The following is a 21,091-nucleotide window of genomic DNA, read 5'->3' on the forward strand; positions in this document are numbered from 1 at the left end:
AAGCAGCCCCGGGAAGCCGTTGACGGCTGCGATCTGGTCGTCACCGCGGGGCCGATTCTGCGTACGCCGCACGCGACGATCAAGGCCGGCTGGCTGAACAAAGGGGCGTTCGCTTCGCTCGTGGATTTCGATTCCTACTGGGACGGCCCGGCCATGAAAGAAACGGACAAGTTCTGCACGGACGACGTTCCGCAGTTGGAGCACTATCGCAAGGCAGGGTATTTCCAGAACATCCCGCCAGTCTATGCCACCGTTGGCGAGTTGGTGGCAGGGAAGAAACCCGGACGCGAAGATCCCAAGGAGCGCACCATGACCTGCAACCTGGGGCTGGCCCTGGACGACGTGGCCACCGCGCCCATTGTCTACCGCTGCGCGGTCGAGCGCGGGATTGGGACCTGGCTGAAGCCGTAACCCAGGCGGCGATCGCATGCGCCCGGCGGCGTTCGGCGGCGCGCTACAGGCTCCCCAGCCAGACCCAGAAGTTCTTGAACGCCACGAAGAGCAGTGTCACCGCCAGCACGCGGCGGATGTGCACGGGAAGAAGCCGGTGCGCGCCGAGCCGGGAACCAACCAGGCCTCCCAGGAACGCCGCGATAACGAGCGGCCCCAGATCGCCTACAACCAGGGCGCCGCGCGCCGCGCGGCCAGCCAGCCCCGCGATCGAGTTAACCACGATGAACGCGGCCGAGACCGCCGCGGTCTGCTTTGCGCCGGCCCACCCGGCGAGAATCATCAGCGGGCTCAGGAAGATCCCGCCGCCGACCCCAACGATGCCTGACAAGATCCCGATGCCGGCGCCGGATGCCAGCGCCACCGGAAGGGCAAGGGGCTTCGGGGGCCGCTCTGACGGAGTCCACCACAGCCGCACGGCCGCCCCCAGCAGCGCTGCGCCCAGGAGCAGGGTGTAGACGCGCGGGGCAACGTGCAGCAGCCCGCCCAGGTACGCTGCCGGAACCGAGGTGGCCATAAACGGCCATGCCAGCCGGATCGAGAAATGACCGGCGCGCGCGTATGTGACCGTCGCGATCCCGGCCACCAGGACGTTGAGCAGCAGCGCGCTGGTGGACATCTCGCGCGGGGGCACGCCGAAGAGACTCAGTATACCGAGGTACGCGGAGGCACCTCCATGGCCCACCGAGGAGTAAACCGCGGCGGCCGCGGCAACGAGCAGGAGTAGAAGCATGCCTGAATGGTTCGCAGGGCGCGCCGGGAGTCCTCCGGAGCGGGAGTCCTTCGAACAGGAAGCGCCGGTGGCCACACCGAAAGTTGCTCTTTGTGGCGAATGGGCAGCCGATCATCATCCTGGAGGACGTCCACAAGTGGTTCGGGAAACTGCACGTCCTGCGCGGCATCAACCTGGCCGTGGGCGCGGGCGAGGTGGTCGTGGTTGCCGGACCATCGGGATCCGGGAAGTCCACCCTGATTCGCTGCATCAACCGCCTCGAAGCCCACAGCCAGGGACGCATCGTGGTAGACGGGACCGAGCTGACGGATGACCTGCGCAAAGTGGACGCCGTGCGCAGTGAGGTGGGCATGGTCTTCCAGTCGTTCAACCTGTTCCCACACTTGACGGCGCTGCAGAACATCACGCTGGCGCCCATCCAGGCGAGGAGGTGGCCGCGCGGACGGGCTGAGAAGATCGCCCGCGACCTGCTGCTCCGCGTCGGCATTCCGGAGAAGGCCGATTCCCATCCCTCACAGCTCTCGGGCGGCCAGCAGCAGCGGGTGGCCATCGCGCGGGCGCTGGCGATGCAGCCCAAGATCATGCTCTTCGACGAGCCCACCTCGGCGCTCGATCCGGAGATGATCCAGGAGGTGCTGGACGTCATGCGCGACCTGGCGCGGGGCGGGATGACGATGATCGTGGTCAGCCACGAGATGGGGTTCGCGCGCGAGGTCGCCGACCGACTGGTCTTCATGGACGAAGGCACAATCGTCGAAGAAGGCGCGCCCGAGCACTTCTTCACAAACCCAAAGGAGGAGCGCACCAGGATCTTCCTGTCCAAGATCCTGCACCAGTAGGCATGCGCCGGAAACCCATGGAGATCATTGACGCCCACCTGCACCTCACCACCGCCGCGATGTACAGGCGCCAGCGCGACCGGGCATCGATAATCCGCGCGGTCGCCCGGGAACGCGCCCGGTCCCGCGGCCAGACCTTCCAGGAGCGGATTGCCCATCTCGAAGGGGTCACGCTGGCCGAGCAGGCGCAGATGTGGCTGGACGGTTTCGACAAGGCGGGAGTCTCTTCTGGGGTCTTCATCGCCATGGGCGAGGCCCACGACGATCTGGCCGAGTTCGTCAGGCTGCGGCCTGATCGGCTCTACGGCTGCGGATCGCTCATGGACCCCACGCACCCGGACGCGGCGCGGACCGTGCGGCAGTTCCCCTCGATGGGGATCCGAGCGCTCAAGCTCTACGCGCCGGCCTACCGGGTGGCGCTCAACGACCGCTTGGTCTATCCGGTATACGAAGCGGCCGCCGAGTGCAACCTGCCGATCATCATCCACTTCGGCATCACGGTCGGGATGTTCTACGACCTGACCTTCGCCAATCCGCTGGCGCTGTCGGGCCCGGGCCGGGAGTTCCCGGAGATCACCTTCATCGTGGCTCACTTCGGCGCCGGCTTCCTGCGCGAGACGCTCCTGCTCGCCTACCACACCGAGAACATCTGCGTGGACACCTCCGGCACCAACAACTGGCGCACCTTCGTACCCGGCGAGCCGTCTCTCGAGCAGGTCTTCAGGGACACACTGCGAGCTTTCGGACCGTCGCGCATCCTGCTCGGCACCGACTCGACCTACTTCAGCGGATACCGGCAGGAGATCGTGGAGGAACAGGTGGCGGTCCTGGAGCGGCTCGAACCAAGCGATGATAAGCGGGCCCTGATCTTGGCCGGAAACGCTCGACGGATATTCGGCATCACGGGTTAATGCCCGGGCGCGGCAGGCAGGCGACCTGACGTTGGGCGCCTGAAGCAGGTCGGAATCGGGAAGAATGACCATGGAGACCATGGCCACTACCGAACCGGCAGAGATCAAGCCCGCAGGCGGGCCGGCGATCTTCCATCTGGCCGACGTCCGCCTGGGAGGCGCGTTCCCGTTCCTGGGGAATGCGGGTTCCGCCCACCGCCTTCAGGTACGCGACACCTTTGTGCGGGCCGTGGATCAAGGCCTGGAGCTTGCCCCGGCCCTGGTGCTGATCACCGGAAACCTGTTTGGGACGCCCTTTCCCCCACGGGACCTGGCCGAGTTCGCGTGCGCGCAGCTCGAGCGCTTCTCTAAGCGCGGCATCCCGGTGCTCATAGCCGCCGGGCCGCTTGACGCCTGCTACGAGAAGGTCTACGCCCAAGGGGCGTTCTCCGATCTCGAGCGCGTCGTTGTATTCCCGGAGACGCCGAAGGCCGTGGAGCTGCGTGACCTCGACCTAACCGTAGTCGGCGTATCCTGTGGCGCGGCACCGGTGCAGGTTGAAGCACTTGCGGCCGTTGCTGCCCACAAGCACCGGCGCTGTCTGGTCGGAGCGTTGCACATGCAGATCCCCGAGTCCGAAGAGGGCCTCCGCGCCCTGCACCGCCAGATCGCGGCATCGGGAGCCGACTACCTGGCCCTGGGAGGATCGCCGGTCCGACGCAATCTCTCGGCCGAAGCGGTCACGGCCTGGTGCCCGGGAGCCCCAGAGATGGTGGCCGCGGAGGAGGGTGAGGGCGCGCCCCTATTCGTGCGGTTTGGGGACGGGATCACGAAGGAGCCCGCCCACCCGGCACAGCCCGGCCCCCTGGTGCAGCCCGTTCCCGTGGCGCAGCGGCGGTTCATCCGGCACGTCTTCGATCCGGCGGCGTTCAACTCGACGGAGGAACTGGCCGACGCGATCCGGGCGCTGGCCGATCCCAATCATGCCGCGGTCATCCAGATGTGCGGGGCCTCCCGCATCAACCAGTTCATTGATGTGGATGATCTGCGCAACCGCCTCTCCTGCGGCTTCCTCTCTCTGGAGATCGTGGACGATTCGTTGCCGTCTCCCGCAGACCTGGAAGCGGCGGCGTATCCGGAGCTTTCGGTGGCCGGCAGGTTCGTGGGGGTGGCGCGGGCCGAAATGTCAAGGGCGTCAGACCCGGAGGCCATCCGCCGGGCGGGCGCTGCGCTGCGCCTGGGGCTCTGGCTGCTCGAAGGACGGCGCCCTTCATGACCATTACCCGGATCCGGCTGCGCCGGTTCAAGCGCTTCGCCGACTGGCAGGCGGACCTCGGCCCCGGGCTCACGATCGTGCGCGGCCCCAACGAGACCGGCAAGACCACCCTCATGGAAGCGATCTTCGAGGGCTTGTTCGGCAGCCCGGCGCGCGGGGAAGCCGTCGCGCGGATGCGTTCTTGGGGCGAGTCGCGCCTTGGCGAGATCACTATCGGGATGCGGGTGGGCAGCAATTGCTACCTGCTGAGAAAGGACCTGGAAGCGGGCACGATCCTGCTCCAGCGAGAAGGCGGCGGTGACCGCGTCGAGGCCCCCCGCGACGTCCAGCGGCGCCTGCTGGAGTGGATCGGGCTGGCCACCGAGGGCGCCTACCGGGCAACGGCATTCGTCGCGCAGGGCGATATCGCACGCGTAGGCGATGACCGCCGCCTGCTCAGCACCCACCTATCGCGCGTCCTCAGCGGCACCGGCGCCGAGGGCGTCCAGGGCGCGCTGAGGTGGCTGGCGGAGCAGCGGACCCGGCTTGTTGCGGATCTGCCGGGCGGTGGGGGGGCGGCCGATCGTGTCGCGGAGTTGCTGGAACGGCAGACCGCGCTGCGACAGCGCGAGGAGCGCGCGCAACGCCACCGCCTGGAGCTGCGCGAGATCGTGCAGAAGCTGGAGGGAGCTGAGCGTGAGGCCGGTGAGAGGGCGGAACTCGCGCGTGTTGCGCGGTGGGTGGCCGATCTTCATCGCCGGAAGCAGGCGCTCGTCGAAGAAGAAGCTGTGACCAGGGAGCACCTCAATCGCGCGGAGGGGTTGCTGAATCGCCTGGCTGAGGTCGAGGCAGGGCTGGCGGCATTCTCGTCGCAGCAGGAGGCGCTGATTGCCGACCTGTTCCAGGCACGCCGCCAGTACCTCCTGGCGGAGTCCGGCCATAACGAATCGCGCGAGCAGGCCGTCCGCGAAGAGCGTCTCCTGGAGCACCTGGCCACGCGCCACCAAGTCGCGGCAAGGGTAGGCGCCATGGGGTGGACGCTGGCCGGCAGCGGTGGGATCATCATCGCCGGAGGCGCGCTCATCGCGGCATTCCTGCACCACTGGATCGGCTGGGTGCTGTTGGCCTCCGGCGCGCTCATCGCGGCCGCCGCCGTGGGCTACCGCGGCCGGACCACCGAGGCCGGGGCCGACTACCGGGCGCAAGAGCAGCGGGTGCTCGATCTGCGCCGACGCCTTGAGACGCTCAAGCGCGAGCTGGTCCAGGCCGGCGAAGTTGTAACGGAGCGTCTTCGCGCCGTGGGAAGCACGGAGATCGAGGAAGTGGAGCGCCGATTCTCAAGCTACATGGACCTCCTGCGCGAGCGCGAGGAGATTCGGGCATCGCTGCGGCAGATCCGCGGCAGCGATCCGAAGGCGGCACTGGAAGGCCGGTTGCGCGAGATCATTGAGGAGCTTTCCAGCGCGCGTGCCACGATAGGCACGCTTCCCAAAGGCGCCCGGCTGCTTCCGGCCAACGGTGTTGAGCAGCTCGAAAGGGAGAACCGGAAGACCGTGGGCGTGCTGGAGGAGCTTCGGACGCGGCGCGCACGGCTGGAAGGCGTCCTCGAAGAGATGCGCGGACAGGGCGAAGAAGGTCCTCGCCTGACCGAGGAGATGGCCGGCCTTCAGGCGCGTGCCGCGCGCGCCGCGCAGCATGTGGAAGTGATCGCCCTGACTGCGCGGATGCTCGAGGAGGCCCGCTCGCAGAGCGTGTACCCTGCACGGGAGCTGCTGGAGCGCCGGGCCGGGCAGTACCTTTCATCGGCCACCAACGGAGTCTACAACAGGGTGGCGATTGAAGAGCGCACGCTCCGGACGCAGGTGTGGGCACCCTCTGCCGGTGACTGGAAGGAGGCGGGCGACCTCAGCCAAGGGATGAGCGACCAGCTCTACCTCTGCCTGCGCCTGGCGTTGCTGGACGTCATCACCGAGGACCGCCGGCCCCCGGTGTTCCTCGATGAGCCGTTCGCCCACCTCGATGGGGATCGGCGCCGTGCCATGCTCGCGCTCCTCGTTGCCGCGGCGAAAGACCGTCAGGTGGTTCTGCTCACCTGCTCGCCCGACTGCGACGCCGCCGCCGACCGGGTCATCGTGCTGGAGCCGCCTCAGACATCGGCGTGAAGATCACGGATCTCCGCCTGGCGCTGGTCTTCGTCCCGTTCCCCGGCCCGGTCTACCCGGCCTGGCGCGCCGGCGGCGTCCAGGAAGGCACGCTGGCCACGGTCCTCGAGGTTGACACGGACGCCGGGATAACCGGCGTCGGCACCGCCTTCGCCCACGGCCGGCGCGAAATGATCGAGACCGTCGAGCACATGGTCAAGCCCTACCTGATCGGCAAGGACCCGTTTGCGGTCGAGCGTCACATCCACCTGCTGCGGACCGCCGGCATGTTCGGCGCAAAGCCCTGGCTGGTGGACATTGCCCTCTGGGACATCATCGGCAAGGCCGCCGGGCTGCCGCTCTACCGGCTGTGGGGAGGATACAGCGACCGGGTCAAGGCGTACGCCAGCACCGCCGAGGTCCGGCCTCCTGCGCGCCGCGCCGACGACATCCGACGCTACCGCGACAACGGCTTCCGCGCGGTCAAGCTGCGGCTGCACCACGACGACCCCGGGGACGATCTCCGCGTTGTCGAGGCCGCGGTGGCCGCCGGCGGCGGCGAGGTCGAGATCATGGCCGACGCCAATCAGGGAACGATTCTGCCCTACCACACGATGGGCCCGCGCTGGTCGTACGAGACCGCGCGCTTCATGGCGCGCGAATTGGGGCAGTTGGGCGTCGTCTGGCTGGAAGAACCGCTGCCCCGTTTCGACTTCGACGGCATCGCGCGCCTGTCCGCCGAGGTGGACATCCCCATCGCCGGCGGCGAGGCCAACGCCGGCCTGCACGAGTTCCGGTGGCTGATAGAGAAGCGCTGCTACGACATCCTCCAGCCCGACGCCACGCTGTCGGAAGGGCTGTTCCAGCTACGCAAGGTCGCGGGAATGGCCGAGGCGCACGGGCTGCGGTTCGTCCCGCACACCTGGGCCGACGGTATCGGCATGGCCGCGAACCTGCAACTGGCGGCCTCGGTGCCCAACTGCGGCTATCTGGAGTTCCCCTACGATCCCCCGCACTTCACCATGGAGGCGTTCCAGGCGCTGCTGGTCGAGCCGATCCGAGTGGAGGCCGACGGCTGCGTGCGGGTTCCCGAGGCGCCTGGCCTGGGCGTTGAGTTGAACCGGGAGGCGGTGGAACGGTTCCGGGTGGGGTGAAGTGGTTGCTCTTTCTGGAAGTCTAGACTACCATAAGATTGAGCAACCATTCAATAACGGGGTGATCCCATGGGCGGGAAGTCCAGAAAGGCCACTTTCAATCTCCATGAGGATGTGCTCGCTGCATTGAGCGAGGTGGTTGCGCGCGGTGCGATTCCTAGCAAGAACGCCCTGGTGGACAGGGCGCTGAGAAGGGAGCTCAAGGAACTGCAGCGGCAGTTACTGGCGGCTTCCTGGAGAGAGGCCGCGCAAGACCCCCTGTTCATGCGAGACCTGGGAGAGATTGAGGATGCATTCATAGATGCCGACGCCGAAACCTCCGGGGGGAATGCGTGATCAGCCCGCTTCAGTGGGCAGTCGCAGAAGCCGATCTCAATCCTGCTCGCGGATCAGAACAGCGGGGGACACGCCCGGTGCTCATCGTGAGCAGCGAGGCTTTCAACCAGGCGATGCCCAATGTGACCGTTCTCCCGCTTACCTCAACGCACCGGCGCCTATACCCGGCTGAAGTCCTCCTTCCTGGCGGCGAGGCAGGGCAGCCCCAGGATTCCATCATTATGGCCCATCAGATAAGGACCATTTCCAAGGCGCGGTTGAAGGGGCTCACAGGGTACCTGCGAGATCCTACGTTGCGCCATCGAGTGCAGCAGGCCATTCGGGATCACCTGGACCTGGACTGACCGTGCACACGCGGGCCTTCCGCAAGGCCGACGGCCGCCGCCTGATACTCTACGGTACTGCCGCCCACACGCTCCGGCAGCAGTCCGAGGGGTCGAGCGCAAGTGAGAATCCTTCTCACTTGCGCTGGCATCCGCTTCGGGAGGAATGGGTGGCCTATGCCGCCGGCCGCCAGGAGCGGACGTTCCTGCCTCCGGCGGAGTTCTGCCCGCTCTGCCCCACGCATCCTGGAGGGCCGCCGACGGAGATCCCATTCGAGGATTTCGAGGTCGCGGTCTTCGAGAACCGGTTTCCCGCGTTCGGGGGCCTGCAGGGCCCGCTGCCGGAGATCCCTGCGGGGCCTGTGGAAACCGCGCCTGCCCTGGGGGCGTGCGAGGTCGTCGTCTACACGCCGGAGCACACCGGGAACCTCGGCACGCTGACGCAGGAACGGCGCGAACTGCTGGTGCGGGTGTGGGCCCAGCGGTACCGCGATCTGTACGAGCGGGAGGGCGTCCGGTTCGTGATGCCCTTTGAGAACCGCGGCGACGCCGTGGGCGTCACGCTCCATCATCCGCACGGCCAGATCTACGCGTATCCTTTTGTACCGCCCGTGCTTCAGGCAGAGGCCGCGGCGTTCCGGCGGGAGCCGGTGTTGGAGCGCCTCCTTGCGCAGACCCGGGACAGGTACACCGTTGAAGAGGACGGCGCCGTTTCGGTGGTCGTGCCGCCGTTCGCCCGCTTCCCGTACGAAACCTGGGTGATCCCGAAGCGCGCCCAGCCCGGACCGTGGACCCTGGATGACGTAGAGGTAGCGTCCGTGGCAAGGGTGCTGGGAAGAGTTGTGTCGCGTTACGACGCGCTCTTTGGGCGGCCCTTTCCCTACGTGATGGTGCTGCACGCCGCGCCGAAGGGCGAGGAGCCGCACTTCCACTTCCACGTGGAATTCTATCCCATCATGCGCAGTCCGGAGCGATTGAAGTACCTGGCCGGAACCGAGCTCGGCGCCGGGACGTTTACGGTGGACGTCCTGCCGGAGGACGCCGCCCGGGCGCTCCGGCAGGCGGAGCCGTGAGCGGACCTTCCGAGGTCTGCGCGGAGGCCCCGGGCCGGGTCAACCTGCTGGGCGAGCACACCGACTACAACGAGGGTTTCGTTCTGCCGATGCCGCTCCGGCAGGTCACCCGCGTCTTCGCCGCGCGGGCCGACGGCGTGGTGGAGGCGTACGCCGAGGTATTCGATGAGCGACTGGCGCGTAAGATCGGAGGGCCGCGTGAGGGCACCTGGCTGGATTACGTCGCCGGCTGCGTGTGGGCGCTCGCCCAGGAAGGGATCCACCTGCCGGGCGCAAGGTTTCGCATTGAGCGCGGGGTGCCGCCCGGCGCCGGGCTGGCCAGTTCCGCCGCCCTCGAGGTCGCCGTCCTGCGCGCGCTGCGGGCCTTGTACGAGATCCCTTTGGATGACCTGCGGCTCGCGCTGCTCGCCCATCGGGCCGAGGTGGAGTATGTCGGCGTGCGCTGCGGCGTGATGGACCAGATCGCCGGGTCGTTGGGCAGATCAGGTCAGGCCCTGTTCCTGGACACGCGCAGTCTACAGTGTGAGTGGGTCCCCATCCCCGCGGGGTATCGGTTCGAGGTGGTGGATTCGGGCGTTCCGCGCCGGCTGGTGGAGGCCGGCTACAACCGGCGCCGCGCCGAGTGCGAAGAATCTGCGGCGCGCCTGGGCGTCCGGGCGCTGCGCGATCTTGCTCCCGGCGACCTGGAGCGGATCGCCCGGCTGCCCGAGCCGCTCGGACGGCGGGCCCGGCACGTCGTCACCGAGAATGCACGGGTCCTGGCAGGGGTCGAGGCCCTTCGGGCGGGAGACGCGCGGACGTTCGGACGGTTGATGGTCGAGTCGCACCGGTCGCTGGTGGAAGACTACGAAGTGTCTACCCCTGAGTTGGACCGGCTCGTGGACCTGGCGATGGAACACGGGGCGCTGGGCGCGCGTCTGACAGGGGCCGGTTTCGGCGGGAGCATCGTGGCGCTGGTGGCGGATCGGTAGTAGCCGCGGTCGCGCGTCAGCAGGCTCTCAGCGGAGCCGCGTCAGAAGCTCGTCCGTGCCTTCCCGCACGTGTGGCTTGAGATAGCCGCGCCAGCGGGCGATGTGCTGGGGATCTACCTGCTTGCGCAAGACGGCCTCGCCCTCGCGCAGTTCAAACGCAACGCGCATGCCCGGCCGCAACCCCAGGGCATCGCGCACGCCCTTCGGAATCGTCACCTGTCCCTTCTTGGTAAGGGTGCTCACGCCATACCCCCCCAGACCGGTGTCCCGGCTCTCCACGCAAACCCGCCCTCGATTGAACCGGTCGAAGATCCGATCCATTCCCTCCCTTCCGTGTAGATGGCCACGGCCGTGCCTCCCACCACAACGGGGAAGAGCCCACGCTCCTCCATGGCCCGAACGACGAGCGCGGCGGCACGGACCAACTGATCGATCCTCCGGAGGTCCTCGGGGATCTGATCGAGCTGCGCCCTTAGGGCGTCAATCGAGCTTATGGGGGATCCCCGCAGATGCGCGCGTGCGCTCGATGGTGGCGAGGAGGCGTGCCTCGGCCGGGTCACGCGGACGGGCTCGGGTCGCGGAGGGCAGCCGTTTGGCGACCTCGCGGCCTCGCTGCCGGCGCGCCTTCAAAGTGTCCCATGAGATCGCCTTGCGAGCCACGATGTGCCTCCTTTGCCTTCACCATACATGATTAGGGGTTCGGGAGCCGATAGGCAAGTCCCAATGATGTCGATGCGATGTCGCCCTCTGTGGAGGGCAAGGAAAGGGGCGTCAAGTGTCAGGAAGACCGCGGCAGCGCCACCGTGAACCTGCTCCCCTCCCCCTCCCGGCTCTCCACCCACACCCGCCCGCCATGCGCTTCGACCAGCGACTTCACGATCGCGAGCCCGAGCCCTGAGCCGCCGCTCGCGCGCGATCGCGAGGCGTCCAGCCTGTAGAACCGGTCAAAGATCCGCTCGGTTTCCCCTGGAGGGATGCCCGGCCCGGTGTCGGCCACCCAGAACCGAAGCTCGTCCGGGTCGGCTTCTAGCCCCACGGTCACGGCTCCGCCCGCGGGCGTGTTGCGGATCGCGTTGTCGAGCAGGTTGTGGACGACCTGCATCATCCGCTCGCGGTCCACGCTGACCGCTGGAAGCCCGGCTGCTATCCGGCTCTGCACGGAGACGCTCTTGTCCGCGGCATGCGGACCTACCGCCGCCGCTGCGTCGACCACCAATGCGCTCAGATCCGTCGGCGCCCGGTGAAGCGGCAGCCGGCCGGCCTGTGCCAGCGACAGGTCCCGCAAGTCCTCGACGAGCCGCGCCAGCAGGCGCACCTGCGTGTGAAGCGCGGCCAGGCGATCGGGCGCGGGCTCCACCACACCGTCCAGCATACCTTCCAGGTTGGCCTGCAGCACCGACAGCGGTGTGCCGAGTTCGTGCGCGATGTCGGCCACCAGGTTGCGGCGGCTCTCCTCCAGTCGCCTCAGGTCGGCGGCCATGGTGTTGAACGCGCGTGCCAGGTTGCCCAGATCGTCGTCCGACGGCACCGGTACCTCCTGGGCCAGATCTCCCCGACCTATGCGCGCCGCGGCGTCCGACATCCGGCGCAGGGGGGTCGTCAGGTAGCGGGCCATGAGGATCCCCAGCAGCACGGCAGCCAAGCCTCCGGCCAGGGCAGCCAGCCAGGTCGTCCGGCGCAACTGCGCGAGGAAGTGCAACTCCTCCGGTCCCATCATGCGCCGCATCATCCGGCGCATCTCTCCAGGATCGGCCGTGTGTGGCATGCGGGGCCGCCCGATGGCGCCGGGAGGGAGCGGCTGCCCCGGTGGCACATGGCCCGGCGGGGGCAGCATCATTGGACCGCCCAAGAAGTAGTGGTCAAACTCGGCCCGGATCGTTGCACTCGAGATGACGCCTACCGCGGCAATGGAAACCAGGGCCACGGTCACGAAGGCCAGGATCAGCCGCCCCTGCAGGCTAGTCACGGCCGGGCTCCGCCAGGCGGTACCCTGCGCCGTGCACGGTGAGCACGTACCTGGGCTGGCGGGGATCGGGTTCGAGCTTGTGCCGCAGGTTCTTGACGTGGGCGTCAATCGTGCGTTCGTAGCCCTCGAAGGCGTGGCCCTGCACCAGGTCAATCAACTGGAGGCGCGTGAAAACCCGGCCCGGCGAGCGCGTGAGCGCGGCCAACAATCTGAACTCGGTCGGCGTCAACGCCACCACCACGCCGCCCCGGCGGACCTCCATGCGCCCCTGGTCAATCTCCAGGTCGCCGACAATCAGGACCTCGGCGGGCGCCTCGCCGCTGGCACGCCGCAGCACGGCCCTCACCCGGGCGACGACCTCGCGCGGGCTGAACGGCTTCGTAATGTAGTCATCAGCACCCAGCCCCAGGCCGAGCAGTCGGTCCACCTCTTCTCCGCGCGCGGTAAGCATGATGATCGGCGTGCCCCCGGCCGCGCGGATCTGGCGGGCGACCTCCCAGCCATCCACCTCCGGCAGCATCAGGTCAAGGATCACGAGATTGGGCTTCTCGTGCATGAAGGCCGCGAGCGCCGCCCGTCCGTCGGCGGCGCTCACGACGTGGTAGCCGTCGCGCTCGAGATACTTGCGGACGATGTCCGTGATCTCGGGTTCGTCGTCCACGACCAGAATTGTGCGGCGGCTCACCTTCGCGTAGGCCTCCAGTATGTCTCCCGTGCGCCCTACGGCGTCACGACGATCCGCCCGACCATGCCGGACTCGCGGTGGCCGGGAATGCTGCAGAAGAACTCATATGTACCCGGTCGCTTGGCCCGGATAGCGCCTGCAACCGTCTGCCCGGGCGGCGCCAGGAGCCGAACGCGCAGGCCCGGCACCGTGATGTCGTGCACGGAATCGTCATCCTTGTTGACCAGACTTAGGTTGACAACCTCACCGGCCTTGACCTGTATCTCAACCGGGTTGAAGGAGAAATCGGTGGCGGTAATCTCAACGGTCCGTGCGCCGGTTACCGGAGGGAGCGCCCATGCGCCCCTTCCCTGCCAGCCCCAAGGGCCGCGCATGTGGTGCCGCCCGAAACCGGGCATCATCGGGCCGTGATGCCAGCCCCATCCGCTGCCGCGGCCCCCCCATCCTGCCCCATACCATCCTGCCCGGCCCACGCACACCAGGCCGACAATCCCAACAACGATCAGCACAACTCCCAAGAGCATTCGGTTTCGCATCGCCCTCTCCATCTGCCCCGACCTAGGAAAGCTCTCTCTTGATCGCGTCGTACTCCTCGCGCGTGACCTCGCCCCTGGCCAAGCGGCGCTTCAGGATCTCGATCGGCGCCTCATCCTGGCCTGCCTGCGCGCCCATTCCCCCGCGGCGCACGAATGATGTGATCACGAGCACGATCCCCACGAGTATCAGCAGCCAGAAGAGCATCCCAAGAAACGGCATCCCCCAACCTCCTGCCCAACGTCCATCGGCCCACGGCGCTCCGGACCATCCTCCGCCCATCATGCCGGGACCCATCATGCCCCATCCGCCCATCATCCCGATGCCGCCGAGAACCGGCAGCAGGAGGAGCACACCGATCACCACAAGTGCGATTACGCCAGCGTGCCGACAACATGCCATCGCCATCACCTCGCTATCCAGTCTGGACAGGGGACCGGAAGTCCCGATCCCCTGCCCGGATTCCTGCACGCCTACCGGATGACCTGCTCCCGGATCACCGTGCCGTAGTGCCAAGCGTACCAGACCTGCCCACCGTACGCATTGACGCTGGCGAGCGCGAAGTTCTTCCCGTCACGCGCCAGCCGATAGGTGAAGAAGCCTGGGAACTCGACCACCTTGCCGATGCCGGCGCCTGGGAACGCCTGGGCGATCCAGGCCTGCAGCGCGGCTCTGGCCTTTGCCTCATCGAGCTGCGCCACCGGTGGGCGGGCGCCAGGGGCGCCGGGAGACGGCTGCGGGCCATAGCCCATCCCCGAGCCCATCATGCCGCCGGGACCCATCATGCCCATTCCGCCGGCCAGCCGGCCGTACTTGAGGTTCCACATCATCGGAGGGCCCATCTCGAACGTGACGTTGCCGTTGTAGCGGTCCACCAGCAGGCCGAACGCGCCCTTCCCGGTGCTCTTCTCCGTCACCACGGCGTAGTAGACGTTCGAGAACTCTATGATCTCGACCGGCACCAGGTCAGGATTCCCGTACTGCCCAACGAACTGCCGGACGCGGGTGATCGCCTGATCCACCGGAAGCGCCGGTCCCCGTGGCTGAACGCCGCCAGGCTGGAAGTACCCCGGCATCCTTCCGGGCCCCATGCCGGGCCTCATCATCTGAGCGAGCGCCGGGGTGGCCAGTGTTGCGATCACGGCCGCGGCGCCCAAGACTGCCATCGCACGCTTCATCATGTCCCATCTCCTCTCGGATGCGGTTATCAACCTTCACTCCTGAGACTATCCGGGCGCGGTGCAGAAGCCATGAATCAGGTGTGAATGTTTCGTGAACGTCGGTAGGTATATGATGGGGGCGGTAACGCCAAATGAGAGTCCCTGAGGCCCGCGCCGCATCAGCCATGGCCGCGTTTCTCGACGCCAGGACAGCAGAGGGCTCGCTCTGCGAATCCCTGGCGGAGAGCAAGGTGCGATGCGTCGCGTGCGGGCACCGCTGCGTCATCCTGCCCGGGCGCAGGGGAATCTGCCGGGTGCGGTTCAATGACGGCGGAACGCTCCGTGTCCCCTGGGGATACGTCGCCGGGCTGCAGTGCGACCCAACCGAGAAGAAACCCTTCTACCATGTGCTGCCGGGCTCCACGACGCTCACATTTGGGATGCTGGGCTGCTGCCTCCACTGCCCTGGATGCCAGAACTGGGTGAGTTCGCAGGCGCTGCGTGATTCCGCCGCCGGGGTCGCGCCTGAGGACATCTCGCCAGAAGAGATCGTGGCCTTCGGCCTCCGGTGCGGAGTGCGGATGGTGGCCAGTTCCTACAACGAGCCGCTGATCACGTCCGAGTGGGCGGTTGCGGTCTTCGAGAAGGCGCGGCGTGCCGGGCTTCTCACCGGAATCGTGAGCAACGGCTATGCCACGCCCGAGGTACTGTCCTACCTGCGCCCATGGTGCGACTGCTTCAAGGTGGACCTGAAGTGCATGAGCGCGCGGAACTACCGCGTCCTGGGCGGCGTGCTCGACCGGGTGCTCGAGGCGATCCGAATGGTCCACGTGATGGGATTCTGGATGGAGGTCGTCACCCTGGTGATTCCCGGTTGGAACGATTCAGACGGCGAGATGGCAGACGCCGCCCGGTTCATCGCCTCGGTCTCGCCGGATATCCCCTGGCACGTGACCGCGTTCCACGGGGACTACAGGATGACCGGCCACAGGAGCACCCCGGTCGCCACGCTGCTGCGGGCAGCGCGAATCGGTCGGGCCGAGGGCCTGCGGTTCGTGTACGCCGGGAACCTGCCCGGGCAGGTGGGGTCCTACGAACACACCTGCTGCCCCGGCTGCAGGGCCGTTCTGGTTGAACGCAGCGGGTTCTACGTCCGGCAGAATCGGCTGGAAGAGTCGGGCGGCCGCTGCCCGGACTGCGGACAGGTCATTGCCGGAATCTGGTCGCGGGCTCCTGGCACAGGTGGGCTCCGGCCATAAACTGGGAGCGGCGCCGGGGCGTCCAAGGGGCATGATGGAGTTGCGCGGCGCGGCGCAGGGCCTGCTGCTGACAGCAGCCCTGCTGGTGGCCACGACAGTAGGGGTTGCCGCGCAGAGCCGCGGGCCCGTCAGCCGCACCGGAGCGATTCACCACGGCGGGATCGAGCGTACCTACCGCATCCACCTGCCCTCATCGACGGGCAAAGCCGGCCCGATGCCCCTGGTCCTTGCCCTACACGGCGGCGGCGGCACCGGCCTGAACATGGAGCAGCTCACCCTCGGCGGATTCAACCGCCTCTCGGAAACCCACGGCTTCGCGGTGATCTACCCGGACGGTGTGGACCGGCACTGGAACGATGGCAGGGGAGTTGTAGACTACCGCGCCCACAGGGAAAACGTGGACGACGTCGGCTTCATCTCGGCGCTCATCGAACACGTGGCTCAGACCCAGGGCATTGACCGCGGCCGCGTCTTCGCGACAGGGATCTCCAACGGCGGGCTGCTCTCGATGCGCCTGGCTCACGAACTCTCCCAGAAGATCGCCGCGATCGCGCCCGTCGCCATCTCCATGACCGACAAGATCGCCGCAATGCGCGCGCCGGCCAGGCCGATCCCGATCGTGCTGATCCCTGGCACACACGACCCCCTGGTGCCCTGGGAAGGAGGGAATCTTGGTTTCCCGGGCGGCCGCGCGGTAGGCAGGGTGTTGTCTGTGGCGGAGACCGTGAGGTACTGGGTCAACCACAACAGGTGCGCCCCGACGCCAACCGTCACGCGTGAGCCCGACAGGGATCCCGGCGACGGCACGCGCGTGCGCCGCGAGGCCTATGCCGGGTGCAGCGAGGGCGCTGACGTCATCGTGTACGTGGTCGAGGGCGGCGGGCACACCTGGCCCGGAGGGCTTCCGTATCTCCCGGAGCGCGTGATAGGCAGGACAAGCAGGGACATCTATGCCAACGAGGTCGTCTGGGACTTCTTCAGAAAGCACGCCATCAGATGATGCTCCGGGGAGTGGCATAATGATCCACGCTGCCCGTGCGGCGGCCACCGAGGCATTCTGTGCCGCAGCACCAGCCTCTGCCGGCTGGGATGGGAAGCGCGGTGGGCAGGCGGCGCAGCCATCATCACCTCTGAGAAGAGTCCATGGCCTGGAAACAGCGGGGGCGGTGCTGGTCGAGAGACGCGATCTACACCCGAGCGGTTGGGCGTCTAGCGCCCAGCATCAGCCGCGGCGCCTGGCCCCGTCCGCTGCATGCTGCAGTTAGGCAGCCCGGTTGGCACCTTCAGTCGCGCGATGCCGAAAGACGTAAATCGCCCAGCCTAGGGTGTCTCTGCCCCATCGCAGGTAGACCGCCTTGTTCTTGGCAACTCGCCGGACGAGCTCCGGGAGATCCGGATCATTCGGGTGAGTGCGAGCGTGCTCAGCCGTCGCGTACCATTGGAGGCCCTCGTAGCTGTCCCAATCCTCCTTGCTGCTCACGAGCGTGTAAACGAGGTCGAGCCCTCGCTGTTCCCCGGCCTCGGCATTCGAGGCGTGGGTGCCAAAGCCTTCCCTGGTATCGCCAGTGGCCTGGAGGTAGTCCTCTGACGGCTCCCGCAACCAATAGGGCTCGCCAGCGATCACCCAGCCGCCGGGCTCGACCATGCTCACCAGTGCATCCAGAGTGCCAGCGTGACCACCGAAGATCCAGCTGGCCCCGATACACGAAGCCAGGCTGAAGCTGTGGGGCTTGTCGGGCCGGAAGTCGGCACCGTCCATCTGCGTGAAGATGACGTTGGCCCCCGGCACGCGCGCCTCGAGCCTTCCCCTTGCCTGGAGGATGTAATAGGGAGAGATGTCGATGCCCGTGGCACGCACCCCATAGGCTTCGGCCAGACGGATCAAGAATTCGCCCTTGCCACAGGCGATGTCAACCACGCGAGAGTCCGGCGGTAGACGCAGGAGCTCGACAAGCCGCGCCAGCGCCTGCTTACTCATTGGGTTGCACACGACGTGCTCGCGATGAGTGATGTCGTAGAATTTCCAGATATCCATAGTTCGCTCTCAACTGCCTAACAAGAATTCGGCGACCGAATGCACAGCCCTGCCCCCCCCCTCAGGAGCGACACGGCAAACACGGCAACCCAGAGCAGCATGCTGTAGATGTTCAGGCGTTCAAACAGACCGAGGCCTGGGGTCGGCAAGTCAGCCTCGATCCGAGGGATCTGCATCCCGGAGAGAATGGCACCCGCCAGGATGACCGCGACCGTCAAGATCGAGTACAGGCGAAAGGCTCTTCCGCTTCCCGCAGCGGCGAAGCCGATGAACAGGAACATGAGCAGGATGAGCAGGAATGTGACAACCATGTGCATGGTTGCGCCCGCACCTTCGGCCTCGTAGTTCAATGGGAAGACGAACAGGCCCAGCATGCTGACGACTCCATATACGATGAACAGAGCTCCGGCGACGCGTAACGGGCGGTTCAAGCCCTGCAGCCATGCTCCAATGCCGAACGCAACGATCAACAGGTTGTACATCAACATAGGCACGACGATGAACGACCTAGTGGGCGCCGAAACCGCCAAGAGGTCGCTGACCATCCGCGCGGTCCAGTCATAGCCCTCCCACCTCAACGAAGCCAGTATGTCAGCAACAACGTAGACCAGCGAGGAGATCACGCCGCAGGCAAGAAGCACCTTGAGCAGGAGTGAGTCCCGCGCTAGCTCGCTTGTCGTTGGCATCTCCGTCGACCGCTTCATGGTTCCCCCTTCCGTCCCCACAATTCGCCGAACGCCTCGGGCATCACCTGCGGGTGCCGCAGGCACCCGTCAAGTGCATGCCCTTGTTAGCTCGCGCACGGCCGACGTGATTGTGCTGTCTCGCTATCTTCCAGCGATTCATCGAGAGCGCCCGGGCGAGACCGCGCGTCTCCGGCCCACGAGGACAACCACTGCCACCGCTCCCCAGAGCACCCCACCCCAGACGACGTACCAGGTCGCTTGTGCTGCACCACTGATGCCCTGTGGCATCGAGACCAGCCAGAACGTCACTAGGCTTGCATGCATCAGCATCGCGATAAGCACGCTCTGTGTATGGGCGTAGACCCACACCATGAGTACACGGTAGGGGGGCAGGAAGGTGAAGAGCAAGGCGGCCATGTAGACGGCGAGAGGGAGCGTCCCTGCGGTGTTTGCGCTTCCCCAGAGATTGGACACTAGGTGCCAGAGGCCCCAGAGTACCCCCATTACCAGGCCAGTGACGACAACGCCGTACCTCTTTGTCATCCGTGGCTTGGCGAATCCCGTCCAACCGAGTTCCTCGAAGATGCCTGCGGCGGCGGCTGCGACTAGGATCGACAGACCGGTAACCTCGAACGCCCCTGGTTCAACCGGTTCGCGAGTTGTCAGATACACTGGCAAGAACTCGGACGAGAACAACGAGAGCCCCAGGAGAGCGGCCGTCACCGAGAGCGGAGCGGTGAGTACGGCGGCGGCATACCAGCGAGCGTCAACCCGCCACTTCATCAGTCGGGAGGCCAGTTCACCAAGGCCGGCCTTCCCGCTCACAGCGGCGGTCAGCGCCACCCCCGCGATGGCAGGACCAAGGACCGTTGCCGTGATAACGATCGCGCCAACCGCAGCGGTGGCTTCCCCGGCCAGAAGCCGCGAAGGCCCTCCGATCGCAATCAGGGTGCCACCCCACGAGATCGCGAACGCGCCGAAGTAGTAGCTCAAGAAGGGATGCCTTGTGATCCAGGGCATGAGTGTCTTCATGAGGGCACCCTCCTTAGAGAATGCGGCAGTCTTCATTCACAGACAAGCTTGGCGCGGGCTAACGTGTTTGCGCTTCAGCTGAAGCGCGCCCCTCGAGCGCTTCTGTGCCCGAGTCTTACCTGACTCGGGCGCGCCTTCTGCTAGAAGCGCGGGTTAGACCCCCGGCATCAGCCGACTGGAGCGGAGGCGTTGACGACTACCGGCAGCTTCCCTGCCCAGGCTTCCCACGTCTCCGGACTTGTCGCCAGCTCGCACATAAAGTGCGCGACGTTCGCCATATTGGTGCTGTCCGGCTTGAATAGGCTGCTCACAAGAGTCTCATGCAGCTGGTACTGCGAAACGTCACCTTCCAAGAGCGTGTCCGGGCGAACGGCGACCCACTCTATGGGCGGATTGCGCGTCCCGATCTCACGACAGAGGAAGTCCGCGGCGCGCTGATTGTCCCTGGCTGGAGGAACCACGCCACGGAGCACCCACAAGACCAGCTTCTCGAACAGGCCGCGGCGCGTGTCGAGAGCCTCAGGATGATTGACCGAGACGCTGCTCATGAGGATGAACTTCACCGGTCTGTCCGGTTGCGAGCTTCCGATTGCCCCGCATAGGCGCTTCGTGGCTCTCGTGACCAAGTCGCGCGGAGAGCCGAAGATACCCCTGAGGCTGGTGGTGTGACCGAGGCACGAGATGACAGCATCGCAGCCGCTGACTTGAGCAACGAGGTGCGCGTCGCTGAGGGATAGTAGGTCGGCTTCGACAACCGTCAGTCCAGGCTCCGCCTCGACGCCTTCCGGAAGCCTACCTGCAGATCGCACTATTGTGCGTGCCCGGACGCCGCGACTCAGAAGCTGTTCGAGCACCCGCCGCCCTGTACGCCCGGTGCTTCCGATCACGAGAACCGTCTGTTGCATCGGCACCCTCCGAGCCTCTCATTGCCGGCGGGTCTAACGTTTGAGGTAACCGGCCGCCGGAGCGCCAAGCGCGGAGGGGACCTGCAAGCGCAGCTTGCAGGCGGTCCGGTTGACCGAGAGGTTAGGGGACATCTTGTTCGGCATACGGCACCTGCGTTTCTTTCATGAAGTTGAGCTCTGCCTCAAGTTCCACCAGGCGCGCCATGCCTCGTTGGATTGCTCGAACCGCACGCACTCTTCGGGCAAAAAGAACTCCCTCATCTGCGCAATCACGGTATCGAGCTTACGTTCAGCCTTTCGATACGCTTCAGCGGCAGCAATGTTCATTTCCGCTTGGGTCATGCCGGTGTTCAGTTCGATTTCTCGGACGAGCTGCGCTTCTTGTTCATAGGTAATGCTGAGTTCCTTGGCGACCTTGGCACGCCCCATGAGGGTGTCTTCGAGGTTCTTCAGATCCGCCACCGTGTAGTTGGTGCTATCAAGCTCCTTGCGGAGAGAAAGTAGTTCTTCCGCCTTCTGGATGTTCTCGAACACTGGGGCTTGTTCTGCCCTCCGACGCAAGAAGAACCATATGGCGGTTCCGACGCCACCCAACACGAGCAGGACAACGTCTTTCAGCATATCGGGCCACTGCACAGTTTGTGCCCCCTAACGGCGCCGTTCT

General features: G+C 66.4%; 26 protein-coding genes. 12 read left to right on the forward strand and 14 right to left on the reverse strand.

What is annotated here, in order from left to right; genetic code table 11:
- The coding region (locus RDU83_13360) for an ornithine cyclodeaminase family protein (protein ID MDQ7841987.1) at positions 1-411 on the forward strand (411 nt) is incomplete at its 5' end.
- Positions 412-454: 43 nt separating this feature from the next.
- Here RDU83_13360 and RDU83_13365 read toward each other — a convergent pair.
- Complete coding sequence (locus RDU83_13365) at positions 455-1,183, reverse strand: sulfite exporter TauE/SafE family protein (GenBank protein ID MDQ7841988.1); 729 nt, start codon at positions 1,181-1,183, stop codon at positions 455-457.
- 83 nt (positions 1,184-1,266) lie between these two features.
- Here RDU83_13365 and RDU83_13370 point away from each other — a divergent pair, with 83 nt between their 5' ends.
- The 9 genes from RDU83_13370 (at position 1,267) to galK (ending at position 10,165) form a co-directional block, all read left to right on the forward strand.
- Entirely contained in the window at positions 1,267-2,022 is a 756-nt protein-coding gene (locus tag RDU83_13370; protein ID MDQ7841989.1) for an amino acid ABC transporter ATP-binding protein, read from the forward strand.
- A gap of 2 nt (positions 2,023-2,024) precedes the next feature.
- Positions 2,025-2,933, forward strand: coding sequence for an amidohydrolase family protein (locus tag RDU83_13375; protein MDQ7841990.1), 909 nt, complete (start codon positions 2,025-2,027; stop codon positions 2,931-2,933).
- A gap of 64 nt (positions 2,934-2,997) precedes the next feature.
- On the forward strand, positions 2,998-4,188 hold the full coding sequence (locus RDU83_13380) for a hypothetical protein (GenBank protein ID MDQ7841991.1): 1,191 nt from the start codon (positions 2,998-3,000) through the stop codon (positions 4,186-4,188).
- Complete coding sequence (locus RDU83_13385; protein MDQ7841992.1) at positions 4,185-6,329, forward strand: AAA family ATPase; 2,145 nt, start codon at positions 4,185-4,187, stop codon at positions 6,327-6,329. The genes RDU83_13380 and RDU83_13385 overlap by 4 nt, the downstream gene beginning before the upstream one ends.
- Complete coding sequence (locus tag RDU83_13390) at positions 6,326-7,462, forward strand: mandelate racemase/muconate lactonizing enzyme family protein (protein MDQ7841993.1); 1,137 nt, start codon at positions 6,326-6,328, stop codon at positions 7,460-7,462. The genes RDU83_13385 and RDU83_13390 overlap by 4 nt, the downstream gene beginning before the upstream one ends.
- 69 nt (positions 7,463-7,531) lie before the next feature.
- The gene (locus tag RDU83_13395) at positions 7,532-7,798 is read left to right on the forward strand and encodes a hypothetical protein (GenBank protein ID MDQ7841994.1); all 267 of its coding nucleotides are present in this window, start codon (positions 7,532-7,534) and stop codon (positions 7,796-7,798) included.
- Positions 7,795-8,142 carry a type II toxin-antitoxin system PemK/MazF family toxin gene (locus tag RDU83_13400; GenBank protein ID MDQ7841995.1) on the forward strand — a complete coding sequence of 116 codons (348 nt, stop codon included), beginning with the start codon at positions 7,795-7,797 and terminating at the stop codon, positions 8,140-8,142. The genes RDU83_13395 and RDU83_13400 overlap by 4 nt, the downstream gene beginning before the upstream one ends.
- Before the next feature lie 2 nt (positions 8,143-8,144).
- A complete protein-coding gene (galT, locus tag RDU83_13405) occupies positions 8,145-9,194 on the forward strand; it encodes a galactose-1-phosphate uridylyltransferase (protein MDQ7841996.1) in 1,050 nt (349 codons plus the stop codon).
- The gene (gene galK, locus RDU83_13410) at positions 9,191-10,165 is read left to right on the forward strand and encodes a galactokinase (protein ID MDQ7841997.1); all 975 of its coding nucleotides are present in this window, start codon (positions 9,191-9,193) and stop codon (positions 10,163-10,165) included. The genes galT and galK overlap by 4 nt, the downstream gene beginning before the upstream one ends.
- A 27-nt stretch (positions 10,166-10,192) precedes the next feature.
- Here the strand turns inward: galK and RDU83_13415 are convergent, their stop codons facing one another.
- The 8 genes from RDU83_13415 to RDU83_13450 all read right to left on the reverse strand — a co-directional run bounded on the left by RDU83_13415 (position 10,193) and on the right by RDU83_13450 (position 14,531).
- Positions 10,193-10,408, reverse strand: coding sequence for an AbrB/MazE/SpoVT family DNA-binding domain-containing protein (locus RDU83_13415; GenBank protein ID MDQ7841998.1), 216 nt, complete (start codon positions 10,406-10,408; stop codon positions 10,193-10,195).
- Positions 10,405-10,590: a hypothetical protein gene (locus RDU83_13420; GenBank protein ID MDQ7841999.1), complete on the reverse strand. Its 186-nt coding sequence runs from the start codon at positions 10,588-10,590 to the stop codon at positions 10,405-10,407. Before RDU83_13420 ends, RDU83_13415 begins: the two co-directional genes overlap by 4 nt.
- Before the next feature lie 55 nt (positions 10,591-10,645).
- Complete coding sequence (locus tag RDU83_13425; GenBank protein MDQ7842000.1) at positions 10,646-10,825, reverse strand: hypothetical protein; 180 nt, start codon at positions 10,823-10,825, stop codon at positions 10,646-10,648.
- A 118-nt stretch (positions 10,826-10,943) separates the two neighbouring features.
- Positions 10,944-12,131, reverse strand: coding sequence for an ATP-binding protein (locus RDU83_13430; GenBank protein MDQ7842001.1), 1,188 nt, complete (start codon positions 12,129-12,131; stop codon positions 10,944-10,946).
- On the reverse strand, positions 12,124-12,816 hold the full coding sequence (locus RDU83_13435) for a response regulator transcription factor (protein ID MDQ7842002.1): 693 nt from the start codon (positions 12,814-12,816) through the stop codon (positions 12,124-12,126). The genes RDU83_13430 and RDU83_13435 overlap by 8 nt, the downstream gene beginning before the upstream one ends.
- Positions 12,817-12,851: 35 nt before the next feature.
- The gene (locus RDU83_13440; protein MDQ7842003.1) at positions 12,852-13,352 is read right to left on the reverse strand and encodes a cupredoxin domain-containing protein; all 501 of its coding nucleotides are present in this window, start codon (positions 13,350-13,352) and stop codon (positions 12,852-12,854) included.
- A 22-nt stretch (positions 13,353-13,374) separates the two neighbouring features.
- Positions 13,375-13,752: an SHOCT domain-containing protein gene (locus RDU83_13445; protein MDQ7842004.1), complete on the reverse strand. Its 378-nt coding sequence runs from the start codon at positions 13,750-13,752 to the stop codon at positions 13,375-13,377.
- Positions 13,753-13,823: 71 nt separating this feature from the next.
- Positions 13,824-14,531: a hypothetical protein gene (locus tag RDU83_13450; GenBank protein MDQ7842005.1), complete on the reverse strand. Its 708-nt coding sequence runs from the start codon at positions 14,529-14,531 to the stop codon at positions 13,824-13,826.
- A gap of 131 nt (positions 14,532-14,662) precedes the next feature.
- Between RDU83_13450 and amrS the strand changes: the two genes are divergently transcribed.
- Both amrS and RDU83_13460 read left to right on the forward strand, forming a co-directional pair.
- The gene (amrS, locus tag RDU83_13455; protein MDQ7842006.1) at positions 14,663-15,769 is read left to right on the forward strand and encodes an AmmeMemoRadiSam system radical SAM enzyme; all 1,107 of its coding nucleotides are present in this window, start codon (positions 14,663-14,665) and stop codon (positions 15,767-15,769) included.
- Positions 15,770-15,800: 31 nt separating this feature from the next.
- On the forward strand, positions 15,801-16,769 hold the full coding sequence (locus RDU83_13460; protein MDQ7842007.1) for a PHB depolymerase family esterase: 969 nt from the start codon (positions 15,801-15,803) through the stop codon (positions 16,767-16,769).
- Positions 16,770-17,030: 261 nt separating this feature from the next.
- On the opposite strand, the gene RDU83_13465 is transcribed toward RDU83_13460, so the two are convergent.
- From RDU83_13465 to RDU83_13485, 5 genes are all read right to left on the reverse strand, one after another.
- The gene (locus RDU83_13465; protein MDQ7842008.1) at positions 17,031-17,804 is read right to left on the reverse strand and encodes a class I SAM-dependent methyltransferase; all 774 of its coding nucleotides are present in this window, start codon (positions 17,802-17,804) and stop codon (positions 17,031-17,033) included.
- A gap of 17 nt (positions 17,805-17,821) precedes the next feature.
- The gene (locus tag RDU83_13470) at positions 17,822-18,508 is read right to left on the reverse strand and encodes a DUF998 domain-containing protein (protein ID MDQ7842009.1); all 687 of its coding nucleotides are present in this window, start codon (positions 18,506-18,508) and stop codon (positions 17,822-17,824) included.
- Positions 18,509-18,646: 138 nt separating this feature from the next.
- On the reverse strand, positions 18,647-19,522 hold the full coding sequence (locus tag RDU83_13475) for a CPBP family intramembrane glutamic endopeptidase (protein ID MDQ7842010.1): 876 nt from the start codon (positions 19,520-19,522) through the stop codon (positions 18,647-18,649).
- 167 nt (positions 19,523-19,689) lie between these two features.
- Positions 19,690-20,427 carry an SDR family oxidoreductase gene (locus RDU83_13480; GenBank protein ID MDQ7842011.1) on the reverse strand — a complete coding sequence of 246 codons (738 nt, stop codon included), beginning with the start codon at positions 20,425-20,427 and terminating at the stop codon, positions 19,690-19,692.
- Positions 20,428-20,589: 162 nt separating this feature from the next.
- Positions 20,590-21,063, reverse strand: a complete 474-nt coding sequence (locus RDU83_13485) for a DUF1311 domain-containing protein (protein ID MDQ7842012.1) — start codon at positions 21,061-21,063, stop codon at positions 20,590-20,592.
- Positions 21,064-21,091 lie beyond the last annotated feature (28 nt).

The sequence above is a fragment of the bacterium genome, from assembly GCA_031082185.1.
Taxonomy (GTDB): domain Bacteria; phylum Sysuimicrobiota; class Sysuimicrobiia; order Sysuimicrobiales; family Humicultoraceae; genus VGFA01.

Bases quoted from the DNA above. Each gene is read 5' to 3' on its own strand.
- RDU83_13385 (MDQ7841992.1), top strand. From the start codon at position 4,185: ATGACCATTACCCGGATCCGGCTGCGCCGGTTCAAGCGCTTCGCCGAC.
- RDU83_13450 (MDQ7842005.1), bottom strand. From the start codon at position 14,531: ATGATGAAGCGTGCGATGGCAGTCTTGGGCGCCGCGGCCGTGATCGCA.
- RDU83_13480 (MDQ7842011.1), bottom strand. From the start codon at position 20,427: ATGCAACAGACGGTTCTCGTGATCGGAAGCACCGGGCGTACAGGGCGG.
- RDU83_13365 (MDQ7841988.1), bottom strand. From the start codon at position 1,183: ATGCTTCTACTCCTGCTCGTTGCCGCGGCCGCCGCGGTTTACTCCTCG.
- RDU83_13395 (MDQ7841994.1), top strand. From the start codon at position 7,532: ATGGGCGGGAAGTCCAGAAAGGCCACTTTCAATCTCCATGAGGATGTG.
- RDU83_13440 (MDQ7842003.1), bottom strand. From the start codon at position 13,352: ATGCGAAACCGAATGCTCTTGGGAGTTGTGCTGATCGTTGTTGGGATT.
- RDU83_13475 (MDQ7842010.1), bottom strand. From the start codon at position 19,522: ATGAAGACACTCATGCCCTGGATCACAAGGCATCCCTTCTTGAGCTAC.
- amrS (MDQ7842006.1), top strand. From the start codon at position 14,663: ATGAGAGTCCCTGAGGCCCGCGCCGCATCAGCCATGGCCGCGTTTCTC.
- RDU83_13470 (MDQ7842009.1), bottom strand. From the start codon at position 18,508: ATGAAGCGGTCGACGGAGATGCCAACGACAAGCGAGCTAGCGCGGGAC.
- RDU83_13380 (MDQ7841991.1), top strand. From the start codon at position 2,998: ATGACCATGGAGACCATGGCCACTACCGAACCGGCAGAGATCAAGCCC.
- RDU83_13465 (MDQ7842008.1), bottom strand. From the start codon at position 17,804: ATGGATATCTGGAAATTCTACGACATCACTCATCGCGAGCACGTCGTG.
- RDU83_13445 (MDQ7842004.1), bottom strand. From the start codon at position 13,752: ATGGCATGTTGTCGGCACGCTGGCGTAATCGCACTTGTGGTGATCGGT.
- RDU83_13460 (MDQ7842007.1), top strand. From the start codon at position 15,801: ATGATGGAGTTGCGCGGCGCGGCGCAGGGCCTGCTGCTGACAGCAGCC.
- RDU83_13375 (MDQ7841990.1), top strand. From the start codon at position 2,025: ATGCGCCGGAAACCCATGGAGATCATTGACGCCCACCTGCACCTCACC.